Origin of the sequence: Microcoleus sp. S1D4 (assembly GCF_036700765.1) — a bacterium.
Classification (GTDB): Bacteria; Cyanobacteriota; Cyanobacteriia; order Cyanobacteriales; family Microcoleaceae; genus Microcoleus.
Window position 1 is genome coordinate 26283 of record NZ_JAUBPP010000006.1, and the last position, 17466, is coordinate 43748.

General features: G+C 45.1%; 10 protein-coding genes. 4 read left to right on the forward strand and 6 right to left on the reverse strand.

The genetic code is table 11. The features are described 5' to 3' along the window. Window positions 1–31: 31 nt before the first annotated feature. Together QT998_RS08350 and QT998_RS08355 are read right to left on the reverse strand one after the other, a co-directional pair. Window positions 32–1228 carry an MbnH family di-heme enzyme gene (locus QT998_RS08350; protein WP_333113766.1) on the reverse strand — a complete coding sequence of 399 codons (1197 nt, stop codon included), beginning with the start codon at window positions 1226–1228 and terminating at the stop codon, window positions 32–34. A gap of 143 nt (window positions 1229–1371) precedes the next feature. Further along, complete coding sequence (locus tag QT998_RS08355; RefSeq protein WP_333090180.1) at window positions 1372–2322, reverse strand: MbnP family copper-binding protein; 951 nt, start codon at window positions 2320–2322, stop codon at window positions 1372–1374. A gap of 211 nt (window positions 2323–2533) precedes the next feature. Here QT998_RS08355 and QT998_RS08360 point away from each other — a divergent pair, with 211 nt between their 5' ends. Next, window positions 2534–2956, forward strand: coding sequence for a BlaI/MecI/CopY family transcriptional regulator (locus QT998_RS08360; RefSeq protein WP_333090177.1), 423 nt, complete (start codon window positions 2534–2536; stop codon window positions 2954–2956). Next, window positions 2956–3795 carry a M56 family metallopeptidase gene (locus tag QT998_RS08365; RefSeq protein ID WP_333113769.1) on the forward strand — a complete coding sequence of 280 codons (840 nt, stop codon included), beginning with the start codon at window positions 2956–2958 and terminating at the stop codon, window positions 3793–3795. Before QT998_RS08360 ends, QT998_RS08365 begins: the two co-directional genes overlap by 1 nt. Before the next feature lie 333 nt (window positions 3796–4128). Here the strand turns inward: QT998_RS08365 and QT998_RS08370 are convergent, their stop codons facing one another. Then, window positions 4129–4254, reverse strand: a complete 126-nt coding sequence (locus QT998_RS08370) for a hypothetical protein (RefSeq protein ID WP_333090171.1) — start codon at window positions 4252–4254, stop codon at window positions 4129–4131. 154 nt (window positions 4255–4408) lie between these two features. On the opposite strand from QT998_RS08370, the gene QT998_RS08375 reads away from it, so the two are divergent. Further along, entirely contained in the window at window positions 4409–9772 is a 5364-nt protein-coding gene (locus tag QT998_RS08375) for a trifunctional serine/threonine-protein kinase/ATP-binding protein/sensor histidine kinase (protein WP_333113770.1), read from the forward strand. A gap of 129 nt (window positions 9773–9901) precedes the next feature. On the opposite strand, the gene QT998_RS08380 is transcribed toward QT998_RS08375, so the two are convergent. Further along, a complete protein-coding gene (locus QT998_RS08380; protein WP_333113772.1) occupies window positions 9902–12121 on the reverse strand; it encodes a PAS domain-containing sensor histidine kinase in 2220 nt (739 codons plus the stop codon). A 644-nt stretch (window positions 12122–12765) separates the two neighbouring features. Then, window positions 12766–14244, reverse strand: coding sequence for a leucyl aminopeptidase (locus tag QT998_RS08385; RefSeq protein ID WP_333090164.1), 1479 nt, complete (start codon window positions 14242–14244; stop codon window positions 12766–12768). Between the two features lie 245 nt (window positions 14245–14489). On the opposite strand from QT998_RS08385, the gene QT998_RS08390 reads away from it, so the two are divergent. Continuing rightward, on the forward strand, window positions 14490–16691 hold the full coding sequence (locus tag QT998_RS08390; protein ID WP_333113774.1) for a lytic transglycosylase domain-containing protein: 2202 nt from the start codon (window positions 14490–14492) through the stop codon (window positions 16689–16691). 183 nt (window positions 16692–16874) lie between these two features. On the opposite strand, the gene QT998_RS08395 is transcribed toward QT998_RS08390, so the two are convergent. After that, window positions 16875–17372 (reverse strand): pentapeptide repeat-containing protein, encoded by a 498-nt coding sequence (locus QT998_RS08395; protein WP_333090159.1) that lies wholly within the window; start codon window positions 17370–17372, stop codon window positions 16875–16877. Window positions 17373–17466: the final 94 nt, after the last annotated feature.

The window sequence follows — 17466 nt, forward strand, 5'->3', positions numbered from 1 at the left end:
TCGTAGTGAGGGCTAAAATCCTCCTAAAAATTTAAGGACTAAAGTCTTCACTACGAACGAATGGGTGGCTAAAAGCAGAATTTGTGATAAATTTTTCATCTGTTAAACTGTGCAAAAAAGCCAACAAATCGCGCTGTTCTTGCGCGTTGAGTTTGAAGCCAGAAACAAAGTTACTTTTGAGCGGATTTTCGCTACCTATTCCCGCCAATTCTCCTTTTTTAATAGTTCTGCCGCCCGCTTTGTAGTGGCCGATAACTTCGGGCAAGGTTTTGATACTTCCGTCGTGCATATAAGGCGCTGTCAAAGCAATATTTCGCAGGGTTGGTGCTTTGAATTTGCCCATGTCCGAGGGTTCGCTGGTGATTTCGTATACTCCAGTATTGTTGGGCGGATAAGCGCCTTTGCCGTCAAGATTGTACAATCCTGTATTGTGAAAGGCTATTTCTTTGAAAGCTAGGCGATCGTGCATAATAGAATCTGAGAAGTTTAGTCCGCCGTGGCAGTGAAAGCATTCTAAACGTTCGCTGTTAAATAATTCTTCGCCCCGCTTGGCTGAAGCTGAAATCGCGCCGGAGTCGCCGCTGTAGCGGTATCTGTCGTAGGGAGAAGTCAGGGAAATTAAAGTGCGTTCAAAAGAGGCGATCGCCTTTGCTAAGTTGCTAATATCAATAGGGTTGGGTTGTTGACTAAAAGCTGCCGCAAACATTTTTTGGTATTGCGAATCCGATCGCAATATTAGCAAAAGTTCCTCTTCTTTACCAACCATTCCCATTTCTACGGGATGTTCGCCAAACAAAGGTACTAATAGCTGAGATTCGAGTTTATTTTGTAGCGGGTTTGCCCAAGTCAGCACGGCATTGTAGCCAATGTTAGCTAAACTCATAGCATTGCGCGGGTGTTTTTCTCCGGTTGCGCCGACTCCTAGCGTTTTTCCGTCGGTAAAAGCTTTGGCTTGAATGTGACAGGAAGCGCAGGAAAATTTTCCTGTGATTGACAGGCGTTTTTCATAGAAAAGATGCCTGCCTAATTCGACTTTTTCTTGGCTGATTGGGTTGTCGGCTGGTACAATTGGTTTTGGTATTCCAGCGGGAATGTTCCAATTGTAAGTTGGAGGCGGTGCAGTGGCTAAACTAAAATTTGGCTGGGATAATACTGCACTCAAACTAATTGCTAGCAATCCCGAAAAAATGCCGATCGCACTTAAACTTAGCAGTCGATTTCCCTTCATGTAAATAATTAAACAACGGTCGGTTGCAACTAGATCGAATTCGCTAGGTTGATGATAATATCTCAGCCCAAGCGTGGGTACGGGTGATAGGATTTGTATTAGAGACTTTGGCAAACCCGCCCCTAGAGAAATCAATATCTATTTTACTGAATTTTAAAGAAAGTTTGTCCCCCAGCAGGTTGATCTCCAAATGGCAAACCTAAGTTTTTCATAATTCCGGCGCAGTCGCCGTCCTTCGGTTCCGACATACATCCGGGCGGAGTATTGGCTTGATTTGCTGTTAAATTAGTTTGAGAAACTAGGGAGTTCAAGTCAGCAATTACTGTATTTTTAGTTGAATCAAAGTTGCTAAAAATTACTTTTGATTTGTTAGGATTGGCACAGCTAGTCGGCTTTTGATTGTTGCCTTCAGCTTTGCATCCCGTGCTACCTAAATGAATCATAAAACCGTGCAATCCGCCACCGTGACTGCTGCCGTGATTGCCTGCGTTGTGAGCAATTTGGCTGCTTTCTGTGCCTGATTTACCGTCGGGGTTTTTGTCAGCCATGTGATTTTTCATGTCAATCCTCAGAAATTTGTATCCGCCGCGCCAGTTCCACCACAGGGATGTTAAATTGAGGGGAGAAGCTGCTAGACTTGCGTCTTCGTGATTGAGGGTAAAAGGTACGCCGAGGGTGAATTGCAGGCCTTTGTAGTTGCCTTTGGGTATTGTGCCGATTACTCGATCGCGAATTTCGACTGTTCCGTTAGCGCAATCACCGGATTTATTTTCAAAGTCTAGCAAAGCCACATTTTGATGCTGCCATTTGCCGTCTTGTTTTAGAGTCAGCGGTACAGCTTTGCCACTACCGTCAATTAAAGCAACTTCGGATACATAAAAGCGGAAATCTGTAGGTGTAACGGTAGCAGCCGAAGTGCCTAAATTGCTGTAGCTTTCGCCACAGTTAAAAGATTTTTCGCCTACCGTTGCGCTAAATTTAATTTCGATTTCTTGAGTTTCTGCGGCTGTGGCTTGATGCCTGTCAATCACCAAAAAGCTGCCCAAAATAGCTGCGCCTGCCAAGGTTGAGGCCAAGATTAGTTGTTTTTTCATTTAGGGATACTTAAAATACTAACTCAGGTAATTCCGGCCTGATTTTTACACTTTTTGCTGCAACTGTCAAATGACGGCTTGTCAAACTTATAAATAGCAAAGTGATTAAGCCTTTCTAAAGAAACAGTCGATAAAAAGCCTTAATGATGTATTGTCGATCGATAATTAATTACCTTATCCCTAAAATCTCAAACCTCAAATCTAAAATTACATGAATCCTCTGCCGAATTATCGCCCCAAGCAACTTTCTCTCGGCCCTTTGGAGGCTGAGATTTTAAATATAGTTTGGGAGCTAGAAATTGCTACAGTCAAAGACGTGCACGATCGCATTTTAGCCGATCCGGATCGCGAATTAGCCTACGCTTCAGTAACAACAGTGCTGCGCCGCTTGACAGAGAAGGGTTGGCTGGCCTGCGACAAAACAGAACGGACGTTCGCTTGGCAACCTTTAGTTTCTTGCGAAGAAGCCCGATCGCTGTTTGCTTACGATCGCTTGCAGAAGTTTCTAGCAGTTGGCAATCCCGATATTGTAGCAGCATTTGCCGACAGCCTCGACCAAGCAACAGTCGAACAATTACAAGAAATTTCCCTTCGCATTCAAGCTGTCCGCCAAGCCCGGGAGGAGCAAAAATAATGCACTTAATCCTGATTGTTACCGCGTTGGTTGCAGCTTGTTTTTTGAGAATTAGATGGTCTGTTCCTCAAGGAAATTGGGCCCGTCGCTGGCAGCGATCGCTCTTATTTTTCTTATTTCCTCCGCTGCTGTTGCTCGCGACAGCTACAGCAGTTGTTGTTATGGGAACTCAGGGACAAATGGTAAGATTGTGGGACGGATGGTTTAGCTATTTGCTAGCTGTAACTTTTTTGAACGTAGCTACAATTTTGTGGGTCAAGTTAGCGACAGATGGCTATCTATTTTTAAAGCAAATTCGCACTTTTCCTCAGAAAAAAATAGCCGGAATTAATGTCAAAATTATCAACACGCCAGCTTTTTTTTCTGCTATAATTGGTTTTTGGAAAACCGAATTTGCAGTCAGTACGGGATTGTTAAAAACCCTCGACTCGGCTCACCTGCAAGCAGTAATTGCTCACGAACAAGCCCACTACTATTATCGCGATACGTTCTGGTTTTTTTGGTTGGGATGGCTGCGAAAAATTACTGTGTGGCTGCCGAATACACAAGCTTTGTGGGAAGAGTTATTAACGCTGCGGGAATTGCGGGCTGATGCCAAGGCGGCGGCGGGAGTGGATGGTTTATTGTTAGCAGAAGCTTTGCTGTTAGTGGCGAGTTATCCGCACCGAAATTTTGATGTAGATTGCGTGGTTGGTGCTGTCGGTTCGCAAAATAGATTGGGAGAGAGAATAGAGGCGCTGTTGGCAGAGCCTGAATTAGTTTTAAAGGTGAATAAGTGGTTTTTTGGTTGGCTAATTTTAACACTTTTGCCTTTGTTGACGGTGCCGTTTCACAGTTGATTGATACCAAACCTGGGTTTTGGATACCCCTCGATCGACCAGTCAATCTTCGGCGGACGAAAGTTTGACTTGCTGCTTGAAACCGTCCCCATCATAACTCAATAAGCGATTGTTAAGCTGTTAATTCCCGGAGAGATCCCTCGCATCTGCATGATTGTCGGGGGATGAAAGAGCAACTTCTTGTCCGCACCTTGATTAGGGAGGCTAGGGGGGATTTGTCTGGGAGCATCTCATATTTATAAAAACACTTCTTGTGACTCCTTCTTTCTTCCTCTTTCCTCCTGTCTCCTGTCTCCTGTCTCCTGCCTCCTGCTATCCGGGAGCATCTCATATTTATAAAAACACTTCTTCTAGCTCCTTGCTTCTTCTTCTTCTTTCCTCCTGTCTCAAAACTCCAATTTCTAGCTTAGCTGCTTTCCGACAGAGATGCTCTCTCAGACTATCTTGATAGAGCGTCATCTTTTTATTCAAAAGTTAAAAAGCATAAAAACGGTAGAGCTTGTAGGCTGGGGATTTCGCAGTTTTATTTTTATCAGACTAGATCAATAAAAGTGTATAATTAGTTACAAGAGTCAATGTCATCTGAGATGGAGTAATCCAGAGGAGTACCGCAGTGGATTTGACAAACCGAATTTATGGATATCATCTAGTTGAGCAATTATACTGTGGTTCGAGAACCGTAGTTTATCGAGCCATTCGAGAAACAGATCGGCTGCCGGTTGTCATTAAACTATTAAATCGAGACTATCCCAGTTTCAGCGAACTGCTGCAATTCCGCAACCAGTACACCATCGCCAAAAATCTAGGTCTGCCGGGAGTCGTTGAACCATACAATTTAGAGTCTTATCGCCACAGCTATGCCCTCGTGATGGAGGATTTTGGTGGCATTTCCCTACGAGACTACGCCCAAGAACGGAAGCTGACTCTAGCAGAAATCTTAGAAATTGCCATTCAAATAACTGACATTCTTGACGGACTGTACCGAAACAGAGTCATTCACAAAGATATTAAGCCAGCTAACGTCCTAATACATCCCGAAACTAAACAAATTAAACTCATAGACTTTAGCATCGCCTCCCTACTTCCAAGAGAAACTCAAGAAATTCAACATCCCAACGTTTTAGAAGGAACCCTCGCCTATATTTCTCCCGAACAAACCGGACGTATGAACCGAGGCATAGACTACCGCACCGACTTTTATTCTCTGGGAGCGACTTTTTACGAACTGCTGACAGGAAAACTGCCATTTGAATGTGACGATCCCATGGAGTTGGTTCACTGCCATATTGCCAAAAAACCTCCTTCAATCAACACGGAAGAAATCCCGCAGGTAGTGTCGGATCTTGTGATGAAGTTGATGGCAAAAAATGCCGAACAGCGCTATCAAAGTGCCTTGGGATTGAAGAATGACTTAGAACGATGTTTGCAGCAGTGGCAAGAAACTGGGAACATTGAGACTTTTGAGTTAGGAACGCGGGATGTATGCGATCGCTTCCTGATTCCCGAAAAACTCTATGGTCGAGAAACCGAAGTACAAACCCTGTTGAATGCCTTCGATCGCGTCGCAAATGGCACATCAGAATTAATGCTAGTCGCTGGGTTCTCCGGAATTGGGAAAACGGCTGTAGTCAACGAGGTACATAAACCGATTGTCCGGCAACGCGGCTATTTCATCAAAGGCAAATTCGACCAGTTTAACCGCAACATTCCCTTCTCGGCATTTGTCCAAGCCTTCCGCGATTTTATGGCACAGTTACTCAGTGAAAGTGATGCCAAAATCCAAGAATGGAAAACTCAAATTCTCGAAGCGCTCGGTGACAGCGGACAAGTCATTATTGAAGTCATTCCCGAACTAGAACTGATTATTGGATCACAACCCCCAACCCCTGAATTATCGGGGATGGCTGCTCAAAATCTTTTTAATTTGCTCTTCCACAAATTCATTGCTGTCTTCACCACAAAAGAGCATCCATTGGTGATATTTTTGGATGACTTACAATGGGCGGATTCGGCATCGCTGAAGTTAATGCAATTGCTCGTCAATGAGTCGCAATTGGGTTATCTGTTGCTGCTGGGAGCCTATCGGGATAATGAAGTATCACCAGGCCATCCCCTGATGTTGACCCTAGATGAAGTGAGGAAAGCAGGAACCACACTCAACACTATTACATTAGCACCGCTGGATAAAATCAGTTTAAATCAATTGGTAGCGGATACGCTAGTTTGTCATCCTGATTTGGCACAAACGCTGACCGAATTTGTCTATCAAAAAACTCAAGGAAACCCATTTTTTACGACGCAGTTTCTCAAAGCATTGCATCAGGATGAATTGATTACTTTTGAGATGCAATCGGGACATTGGCAGTGCGATATTAGCAAAGTGAGAGAGGCAGCGCTCACTGATGATGTGGTGCTATTTATGGGGCAGCAGTTGCAAAAAATGCCAGCAACAACTCAGTCAGTTTTAAAATTAGCTGCTTGTATTGGCAACCAGTTCGATCTGGCAACATTGGCAATTGTTTCCGAGAGTTCTGAGACTGAAACCGCAACCGCATTGTGGAAAGCTTTACAGGAAGAGCTGATTATTCCCCAAAGTGAAGTTTATAAATTTTATGTAGGCGCTCAACAGGCGATTTCTGAAGCGACTTCTCAAACCGTTGCCTATCGTTTCTTGCACGATCGCGTTCAGCAAGCTGCTTATTCTTTGATTCCCGAAGGAGAACGCGCGATCGCCCATTATCAAATCGGGCAACTACTCCTGCAACAAATTTCACCAGAAGCCAGAGAAGAACGCATTTTTGAATTAGTCAATCAGTTGAACTACGGAACCATACTGGTTGTAGAACAACAGGAAAGGCAGGAACTCGCCCAACTCAACCTCACTGCTTGCCACAAAGCCAGAGCCGCCACTGCCTATCAAGCCGCTCGCGAATATGCCACAGTGGGCCTGCAACTGCTGGGAACAGACGCTTGGGAACGGCATTACGAAATGACCCTATCCCTGCACGACTTAGCTGCCGAGGTGGCTTTCTTGGCGGGCGATTTTGAGCAGATGCACAAGTGGATTGAAGCGGTGATTCATCATGCGAAAACACCTTTAGAACAGGTGCAAGTTTACCAAGTTAAAATTCAGGCATTGGTCGCCCATAATAAATTTGTCGAGGCGATCGCGATCGGTCAATCCGTCTTCCAAATGTTAGGCGTAAACCTACCAAATGAACCAACCCTAGACGATATTCGGCAGTTGAAGGAAGAAATTGATGTCTTAATTGAAGGTCGCTCTATTGAATCATTCTTTGATCTGCCGAAAATGAGTGACCCTCAGCAATTAGCCATTATGCAAAATGCGGCTCGCCTAACACCCGTCTGTTATATGTCCGGCACCAAGCTTTATTTCCTGGTGGTGGCGCTGCAGGTTAAGTTGTCCATCCAATTCGGCAATAGTCCGGTTTCAGCTTTTTGCTACGTGGGTTACGCCTTCCAACTGAGGATGCTGTGGGGCGACATGACAATGGTGCCTCAGTTTGGGCAATTAGGATATCAACTCGCCTTAGAACCCGATGCCAAAAACATTCGAGCTGCAACCGCCATGTTAATGGGGGCATATGTGGGTTGTTGGACAATCCATCTGCAAGAAACGCTGCCTATTCTTCTCGATGGCTATCAAGCTGGATTAGAAACAGGCAATCTAGAATTTATGGGCTACGACGCTCAGTTGTACTGTTTCAATGCTTATTGGTACGGTCAACCGCTGGCTGAACTCGAACCGCAAATTCAGGCTTATTACCAACAGTTGTGCGACCTCAACCAATTGACGGCAGCAAACTGTGTGTTGGCGTACTGGCAGGCGGCTCAAATTCTCTTGGGTGAGTCAGAGGAAGAGATTCCCCTACGTCAGGATTTATACGAAGAAAAAGTCTTGGATGAGGCCAAAGTCGATTTTTACCGACTATCCTTCTTCTACTTGTATCGATTCACCTTGGATTACTGGTTGGAAAACTTTCCTAAAGCAGAACACGATGCCGCTCAAACGCGACATTACTTGGCTGGAGGGATGGGAAGTATTGTTGAACCGATCTTCTATTTCTATGATTCTCTGAACGTGCTGGCGACTCCTGGTGAATCGATGTCTGAGTCAGAGCCGCGATGGCAGCGAATGCTAGAAAATCAAGCCAAGCTAAAAGACTGGGCAGATTATGGCCCCATGAATTACTTGCACAAATATCATTTAGTTGAAGCCCAAAAGTATCAACTCCTCAATTGCAAAACAGAAGCTCTAGAATTTTATGATTTAGCAATTCAAGGAGCTAAGGAAAACGGTTATATTCAAGAGGAAGGGTTGGCAAACGAACTCGCGGCCAAATTCTACTGGGAATGGGGTAAAGAAAAAGTGGCTGCCAGCTATATGCAGGAAGCATATTACTGTTATGCCCGTTGGGGTGCACTCGCCAAGGTTCAAGACTTAGAACAACGCTATCCGCAGTTACTTCATCCCATCCTGAATCAGCCCCAACTTCGCTTTAATCCTCTAGAGACGCTGGCAACGATTAGCCACTCTTCGCAGACTTCCAGTAATAGCAGCACCAGTATTTCCGAGGCCCTTGATTTCGCATCTATTGTGCAAGCTGCTCAAGCTTTATCCAGTAAAATTCAGATTGATGAATTGCTCACCACCCTCAACCAAATTATTTTAAAAACTTCGGGCGCAGAAACTTGTGCTTTGCTACTCCCCCATCAGGATGAATGGCAAATCCGGGCAATAACTCACATCAATCCAGATAACGAGTTACCCACAACCTTACTGCAAACCCAACCTCTAGATGGCTCGGCGGTGATTCCGCTCAAGCTAGTTTATTATGTCAAAAATACCCTGCAAACTGTCGTTATTGAAGGCGGTAAGACCGATATTCCGGGTTTAATGAATGACTGTATGCTCCAGTATCAGTCTCAGAGTATGCTGTGTACTCCGATTCTCGATCGCGGGAACTTAGTTGCGATACTTTATCTCGAACATAGCTCGACAAAAGGAGTGTTTACTCGCGATCGTCTCCTCGTCCTCAACTTCCTCTGCACTCAGGCTGCCATTTCCTTAGAAAATGCGCGATTGTATCAGCAAGCGCAGGACTACGCCCATCAGGTGGAACAATCACAACTGCAATTAGTGCAGAGCGAAAAAATGTCGGCGTTGGGGAATTTAGTGGCCGGGGTTGCCCATGAAATTAATAATCCAGTTGGATTTATTTCTGGCAATATTCATGAAGCGATCGCCGCCGTCAAAGATATTACAGAATACTTGCAACTCTATAAAGAAAAATTTCCCAGTCCGGGTGAGGAGATTGAAGAAAAAGCTGAAGAGAGCGATATCGAATATCTCTTAGAAGATTTACCCAAAATGTTGAATTCGATGCAAATCGGGTGCGATCGCATTCAAGGTATCAGCACCAGTCTCCGCACCTTTTCCCGAGCTGACAAAGATTACAAAGTTCCTTTCAATCTTCATGACGGAATTAACAGTACGATTTTGATTCTCAAACACAGATTGAAAGCGAACGAACAGCGTCCAGCGATTGAAGTTGTGAAAGAGTACGGGAACTTGCCATCAGTTGATTGCTTCCCCGGACAATTAAATCAGGTGTTTATGAATATATTAGCTAATGCCATTGATGCACTGGAAGAATCAAATCGGGAAGCGAGTTTAGAGAAGATTAAAGCCCCAGCCAAGTGCATCACGATTCGCACAGAAAGACAGTCTAAGGAGTGGGTTACAATTCGCATTTCTGACAACGGGCTAGGGATATCAGATGAGATAAAAGGTCATATTTTTGACAACTTATTTACAACTAAAGGTGTGGGGAAAGGCACGGGATTAGGTTTGGCGATCGCACGGCAGATTGTAGTTGAGAAACACGGTGGTACAATCGAGGTAAATTCTGTATTAGGAGAAGGGACAGAGTTTACGATCTCATTTCCATGTTGATTATTACCTTGGTAATTTATAGCCAATTTTGGGATTTTTCTTGAAAAGTGAAATTATTTTACAGCCCACTTGGCAATTTATAGTGACAGATAACTTCTCCCAGAGTCTTGATAATTCCGTCGGACTAATTCACAAAGGAAGCTCGATCGCAAATTCCGTCCCCTCACCCAAAACTGAACTACAGGTTAAGGTTCCGCCGTGTTTTTCAACAATAATTCGGTAGCTGATGGATAACCCTAAACCTGTGCCTTTTCCTAGGGGTTTTGTGGTAAAAAACGGGTCAAACAATTGGCTGCGAACGTCTTCTGTCATGCCGAGCGCATTATCGGCAATTTTGATGCAAATACTATTTTCGTTAAGGGCTTCGGTGCGAATACTAATAGTTGGTGTCCAGTCGCTGTCGCCCGTTAGCGAAGCCCTCGGAGAGGCTCGCCTTTTTTGGTTGCAAGCATCTTCTAGCGCGTCAATACTGTTGCTCGCCAGATTCATAAATACCTGATTTAGCTGACCTGAATAACATTCAATTAATGGTAATTCACCGTAATTTTTAATTATTGTAATTTCGGGATATTCGGATCTGGCTCGCAGTTTGTTATGCAAAATTAGGAGCGTGTTATCTATACCTTCGTGAATGTTGGCCGGCTTCTTTGCGGAGTCGTCTAAACGCGAGAAGTTTCGCAAACTCATAACTATTTCGCGAATCCGATCGGAGCCCATTTTCATTGAAGATAATATTTTTAGTAAATCTTCTCTCAGGAATTCTAAATCGATGTTTTCAATATATTTTTGAACTTCTACTGTTGGCTGAGGATAATGTGTTTGATAAAGTTCCACAAGCTGCAACAAGTCTTTCATGTATTGGGTGGCGTAGGAAATATTGCCGTAGATAAAACTGACTGGGTTGTTGATTTCGTGAGCCACTCCCGCTACCATTTGACCGAGACTTGACATTTTTTCGGTATGAATTAGGTGAGATTGGGTTTCTCGGAGTTCTTTGAGAGCGATTTCTAGCTGCTGGGCTCTGTTGTTGGCGATCGCCTCGGACAGCCGCAAAGCGTCCTCGGCTGCTTTGCGCTCTGTGATGTCAAAAATAGCGCCGTTGAGGGATAATATTTGACCGTCTGTGTGGAAAATGGCTTGACCTTTTTCTGCAACCCACCGCACATTTCCGTCGCTGTGAATCAGGCGATATTCGATCGCGTAAGGTTGCTTTGTCTGAATCGCGCGATCGATAAATTGCTCGATCGCCTCCGCATCATCGGGATGAACTATACTAGGAAAAGCCTGCACCGGTTGAATCATAAAGTTAGCTGCGGGGTAGCCAGAAATAGCTTCTATGCCGCTGCTGATAAACGTTAGGCTCGATCGCCCTGCCGCACTACAACGATAAACTGCGCCGGGAATGTTAGAAACTAAGGATCTAAATTCTTCTTCCCTTTCCCGCAAAGCTGCCTCAATCCGCTTGCGTTCGCTAATGTCGCGAGCAAAGGCGCACTGATATTCTTTACCGTTAAATTCCAAATGGTCGATCGTAATTTCCACCGGAAAAATGCGACCGTACTTAGTGAGGTGGTGAACTTCAATATTAACAGAGCCGCACCTTTTTAAGACTTTCCAGTGCAAACTCCAAGCAGTTTCTGGAAAATCGGGATTGATGTCATGTATAGTTAGGTCGAGCAATTCTTCGGCAGAATATCCCAAGGAAGAGCAAGCCGCGTCGTTGACGTATACAAATTTACCGTCGGCTCCGATCCAGAATACCGCATCTGCCGATCGGTCGATCGCAAATTGAGCCAACTGCCACTTTTCCTCAACCCGGTGGCGATCGGCAATTTCTTTTTCTAACTGTTCGTTAAGCGAATTGACAATGGTTTCGGGATCGGCCAGCGCGATCGATTGTTTGGCAAATTCTCCTGTATGGATATCTGGGTTTTCGTAATTTTCTTCTACTTGTTTGAACAGCATTTTTTGAAGATTTTTTGTTTTATTTAAGGTTGATTGAGTCAGTGCTTTCGGCATCATAGCGATCGTCGCTGCGGCTAACAATAAAAAAATTACTGCAGTTGCAGCTTTGAGAGTTACAGACCACCAATAAATAGAATGCCAAAGCATCCAAACTTGCATCAATTGAGCAGCGCCGCAGGCAAAAAGACCAACAGCAAACAGCCGTCCAATCTTGCTGCGAGAACCTTGGCGGGTAAAATAGACTAAAGATGGCGCCACAGAGCAATAAGCCAGAGCCGTCAGCGAGTCAAAAACAGCGTACAGTCGCAACTCCCGCAGCGCGTCACAGCCAACGGCGGAAGATACAGGAAGTGTGGCAAAAAAAATTGTTAATTGTTCTTGCATAAAGTTCAAGAAAATTTATCTGTACCAATGCAAATCCGCTCAAATACAATTATTTGATTTCTGGGAGTGAAATATTTAGATAATTATATACTTTTTTGAGTTGGTTTGAAACAACACTTCGCAGAGTTTTTGGAAATCCCACCGTATAATCATGGTTTCGGGGGCGCTTGAGGCACAGGATATGCCTGCTTGAAAATCAAGGTTTTCATACTGCGAGCTAAAAACTTAGTTGGCTGATGCGCGCTGAATTCAGAAACCGGGTTTCTTCGTCGTATATTTCTCGCTATCAAACGTAAATTGTGTAGAAACCGGGTTTTTCGCCCCTGCGCTTCAACAGCAAACAGAAAACAACAAACAGTAGACAATAGTCCCCGCTCGCGTGCTTTGTAAAGCACCAGAGTTCCCGACAGCACTGGGAGCATCTGGTGTTTTGCAAAAAGCATTTTTTTATCGAGCGTGCGATCGTCCCCGCTGGCGTATTGTAATTGCGAGCAGGGACGATCGCACTATAAATGCTTGCGCTGAGATACTCCCGACAGCAATTTTCAGAAAAAATGCTTTTTCCCCAACCGGAAATGCTCCCAATTAGCGGACTTTTAAGGCAGCGCAAATCTCAATTTTTGCGCTCAATAATCCACAATTAATTAAGCGCCTCCAAGCACCCAATGCACCAAAGTCCGAACTCCAAAACCTGTAGCTCCGGGGCCGTTGTAGCCGTTTTCTTTCTCGATCCAAACCGGGCCGGCAATATCTAAATGCGCCCAAGGAGTATCCTTGACAAACTGCTTCAAAAAGAGCGCCGCTGTAATCGAACCACCGGGACGGGGGCCTGTATTTTTCATGTCAGCGTGCAATGCTTTTAAACCATCAAAATACTTCTCTTCCATCGGCATTCGCCAAAACTTTTCGCCAGCCAATTCTGAGGCGGCGACTATTTCGGCGGCGACGCTATCTTGAGGACTCCACAAACCGGCGATATCGTCGCCCAATGCAATTACGCAAGCCCCTGTCAGAGTTGCTAAATCGACAATTGCATCAAGTCCCAATTTATCAGCAAATACCAAAGCGTCAGCCAGGGTTAAACGCCCTTCTGCGTCGGTATTGTTGACTTCAATTGTTTTACCGTTGGAAGCTGTGAGGATGTCTCCAGGGCGCATGGCGCGACCGCTAATCATGTTTTCGGTGACGGCGCTGATAAAGTGAACTTCGACATCTGGTTTGATGTGTCCGATCGCCTTTGCCGCTCCCAGGGTAGCCGCAGCGCCGCCCATATCTACTTTCATCATTTCAATGCCGCTGCCGGCTCCTTTGATGTTCAAACCGCCGGAATCAAAGGTCAATCCTTTGCCGACAATTGCTATTTTGCGGCGCGGTGTACCTTCGGGTTTGTAAGTTAAATGGATGAATTTAGGCGGTAAATCGGATGCTAGGGCAACGCCGAGAAAGGCTCCCATACCTAGTTTTTCACAGTCTTCCCGCTCCAGTATTTCTAATTCTAAACCGCATTCTGCAGCTAGACTTTGAGCAGTTTCTGCCATTGTAATTGGGGTGACATAATTGGCCGGCGCTGCGACTAATTCCCGTGCTAAAATGACTCCGGCAGTAATTTGGCGGGCGCGGGCGATCGCACTTTCGGTACCGGCAAAACCGAGCAACTGAATTTGTTCGACCTGCGGGGTTTTATTGTCTGGTTCCGATTTGAAACGGTTGTCTTGATGCAGGGAGAGTTCTACACCTTCGACGATGGCGCTTGCTGTAGCGTCCGCTGCGTTTTTCCATACAGGAAAGCTAATTCCGAGGGTTTTACATTTCTCTTTTTTGCCTAACTTGGCGCAAACGCCTGCAGCTTGCCGCACGGTGTCTAATTTTAAGTCTGGGGCTTTTCCTAAACCGACGATCGCAATTTTGCGAATCGGATTGTTGCCGCCGACTCTGGCGATCGCGCTGGTGCCGGTTTTACCCTTAAAATCTACTTCCTGAATCAGCTCTTTTAAAGTGCCTGCGAGTTGTTCGTCTAATTGTGCCAAATCGCCCGTGAGTTCCAAAGCGTCCTCAAATAGACCAATTGCTAGGGCATCTCCCGTCCAAGCAGAACGGGGCGTATCGGTGACTAGAAATTCCATGTTTTGATTTACTGTTTAGATTTGAGATTTTTGATTGTACTTTGTTGTGGGCGGTTTGTGGTTTTTCCTTGGTGCGCGTAAATATATCGATCGCACAAATTCCCCGCTCCACATCAAAATAAATTCTGGTACTATATCAGCGTGGAACGGGCTCGATGCCAGCGATGGCGTGGAACACCCCTCCTGCCTGTGATGGCTCTTGACAAGAGATCGATTTTCTATTCTTAATTATCTGAAATTTTCCCATGCTAAAGCAACGTAAAACCCAACTTTCTATTTTAATCAGCGTTTCAGTTTGCGTGATGGTGCTCGGCTCTTTGGTGGCGGCAGCAAAATTGATGGGTGTCGGCCCCTTCCAGAAGGCTCAGCAGCCCCTAGATGCAGCGAATTCTGCAGCGTCGTCGGTTAAGATGCTCGTATCGCTCTCACCCCAGGAGCGATCGGCAAAATTAGTTGAACTCGCCACCCTGCAGCCTGCAAGTACCAACCCCGGGCAGGAAATCTCCCCTCAAATTCGCGCCCGCTACCTGCTTGCGAGCGATTTAATCCAGCAAGGAGATGCCACCAAAGCATTAGAATTATTGGACAAACTAGAGCAACAATATCCTGTTTTAGCCTCTCATATTGCCCAAAAACGCGCCCAAGCTTACGAATTAAGTGGCGACAAAGGCAAAGCACAAAAAGCTTGGCAAGAACTGCTAAAAAATTATCCCAACGACCCCGTAGCAGCGGAAGCTTTATATGTTTTAGGCAAGTCAAAACCGGAATATTGGCAGCAGGCAATTACTGAATTTCCTGCTCATCCGCGCAGCATAGAAATTGCCCTGAAGAAGTTAAAAGAAAATCCCAACCAGCCGCAGTTGATGCTGCTAGTAGCAAAACACGGTCATTATGTCAAAGATTACGGTACATTATTAGAACAATTGGTGCAGCAAAACAGCGCTAGTTTGAAACCCGAAGATTGGGAAGAAATTGCCTTTGGGTATTGGGAAAAACAGGATTACGGCAAAGGAGCAATTGCTTACGGAAAAGCTCCCCGCACCGCCAAAAATCTTTACCGGAAAGCTCGCGGTTTGTGGCTTGACGGCAAAATTCCAGAATCAAAAATTGCCTATCAAGAATTAATTGCGGCGTTTCCCGATTCCGAAGATACTGGTTTGGGTTTAATTCGGCTGTCGCGACTGAATGAGCCCAAGGATGCGATGGTTTTGCTCGATCGCGCGATCGGCAAATTTCCCAATTATGCCCCCGAAGCTTTGCTAGACAAATCCAAACTTCTCGACAAAGCAAACAGCGCTAAATCCGCCTCAAATACCCGCAAATTGCTATTGACAAAATACAGTAATTCTGATAAAGCAAGTGAGTTACGTTGGGCGATCGCCCAACAATATGCCAAAGCCGGAGATTTAAAATCAGCTTGGCAGTGGGCGAGGGAACTAACCACCAACAATCCCGACAGCGAACCAGCGCCAGAAGCAGCATTTTGGGTGGGGAAATGGGCGCAGCAACTCGGCCGCGACCAAGATGCAAAAACATCATTTGAATACACCATTTTACGCTATCCCGAATCATATTTTGCATGGCGGTCGGCCGTACTTCTGGGCTGGCCAGTAGGCGACTTCACCACAGTCCGAGATTTGTCTCCCAAGGTAGTGCGGCCGCTTCAGCGCCCGGAACCAAGCGCAGGTTCTCCAGCATTAAAAGAACTCTATCAACTAGGTCAAGATAGAGATGCTTGGACGCTGTGGCAAATAGAATTTATCGACCGCATCGAACCGAGTATTTCCGAACAATTTACCGACGGTTTAATGCGAATTGGAGTAGGAGACAACTTAGACGGTTTGTGGATGATTGGGAGTTTGCGGCAGCGCGACAAACCCGACGATAGAACCGAATACCTCGCCCTCAGACAGCAGTCGGCCTATTGGCAAGCATTATATCCTTTTCCGTACCTAGAAACCATTGTTAAATGGTCTCAAGAGCGCCAAATAAATTCATTATTAGTGACAGCATTAATCCGGCAAGAATCGCGATTCATGCCTGGTATTAAATCAATAGTTGGCGCGACCGGTTTAATGCAAGTAATGCCGGAGACAGCAACTTGGGTTGCTGAGAAAATTAATCTCAAAAAATATTCATTGGAGAATATAGACGACAATATTAAACTCGGAACTTGGTATTTGGATCACACTCACGACGAATACAAGAATAACTCGATGTTAGCTGTGGCGAGTTACAATGCCGGGCCGAATGCAGTAGCAGATTGGTTGAAGAGATTTAGCTTTAGCGACCCGGATGCTTTTGCGGAAAAAATTCCGTTTCCTGAAACTAAAGGATACGTAAAATCGGTGTTTGAGAATTACTGGAACTATCTGCGGATTTACAATCCAGAAGTTAATCAGTTAATGAGCGATAATTATGAGGCTTCACAGAAAAAAGCAAAGTAAATTATTCGTCGTGTGGGGGCGGGTTTATCTAAATTGTTGCTAATCGTTATATATTTTGGGTGAACCTGCCCCGACAAAATAGGGTTTCTTAGGGGCGAGTTCACCAACCATAATCGCCCCAAACACTCTCAAAAACTATCCCCCACCCAACAAACAATCATCAGTAATTGGCCGAATATAGTATCAGCGGCATCCCAAGGAATCGCGAGTAGAAATGCCTGTGTGAGAATTAATTCCGCTGGCTTTCGCGCACAATTCTTTAACTTGTGCGCCATCCATAATTGCGTCAGTAAAATCAGCACCGGTGATATCAACTCCATCAAAAGTAGAACGCAACAAAATTGTTTCCACTAAAATGGCATCACTTAAATCAGCCTTAGTAAATTTAATTTGATCGATCATGGCATTAGTTAAATTTGCGCCGTGCAAATTCGCCTCAGTCATCACCGAAGCGCTCATAATTGCTCCCCGCAAATCGGCATTAGAAAAATTAGTTAAGTCCATATTAGCGTTAGAAAACTCAGCAGCCCGCAGCATTTGACCGGAAAAATCGCGTCTTGTGAGTTCGGCGTTGCTAAAGGACAGCGGCGGCGCGTAATATTTAGATTGAGCCAGGGCTGGTCGCGGGAGGATGAAGATAGTTAGCGCTAAGAGGAATGCTGCTAGTTGCCGGAGTTTCATAAGTCTGATATTCTCACAAGGTGGGTATTTTGTAGTGTATCCCGAACTTTGGTCGATCGACCAAACAGTTACAATCTCAATTAATAGTGATGGA

What these genes read in the sequence shown, in the direction of transcription:
- QT998_RS08350 (WP_333113766.1), bottom strand. Translation starts at nt 1,228, where the DNA reads ATGAAGGGAAATCGACTGCTAAGTTTAAGTGCGATCGGCATTTTTTCG.
- QT998_RS08355 (WP_333090180.1), bottom strand. Translation starts at nt 2,322, where the DNA reads ATGAAAAAACAACTAATCTTGGCCTCAACCTTGGCAGGCGCAGCTATT.
- QT998_RS08360 (WP_333090177.1), top strand. Translation starts at nt 2,534, where the DNA reads ATGAATCCTCTGCCGAATTATCGCCCCAAGCAACTTTCTCTCGGCCCT.
- QT998_RS08365 (WP_333113769.1), top strand. Translation starts at nt 2,956, where the DNA reads ATGCACTTAATCCTGATTGTTACCGCGTTGGTTGCAGCTTGTTTTTTG.
- QT998_RS08370 (WP_333090171.1), bottom strand. Translation starts at nt 4,254, where the DNA reads ATGACGCTCTATCAAGATAGTCTGAGAGAGCATCTCTGTCGGAAAGCA.
- QT998_RS08380 (WP_333113772.1), bottom strand. Translation starts at nt 12,121, where the DNA reads ATGCAAGAACAATTAACAATTTTTTTTGCCACACTTCCTGTATCTTCC.
- QT998_RS08385 (WP_333090164.1), bottom strand. Translation starts at nt 14,244, where the DNA reads ATGGAATTTCTAGTCACCGATACGCCCCGTTCTGCTTGGACGGGAGAT.
- QT998_RS08390 (WP_333113774.1), top strand. Translation starts at nt 14,490, where the DNA reads ATGCTAAAGCAACGTAAAACCCAACTTTCTATTTTAATCAGCGTTTCA.
- QT998_RS08395 (WP_333090159.1), bottom strand. Translation starts at nt 17,372, where the DNA reads ATGAAACTCCGGCAACTAGCAGCATTCCTCTTAGCGCTAACTATCTTC.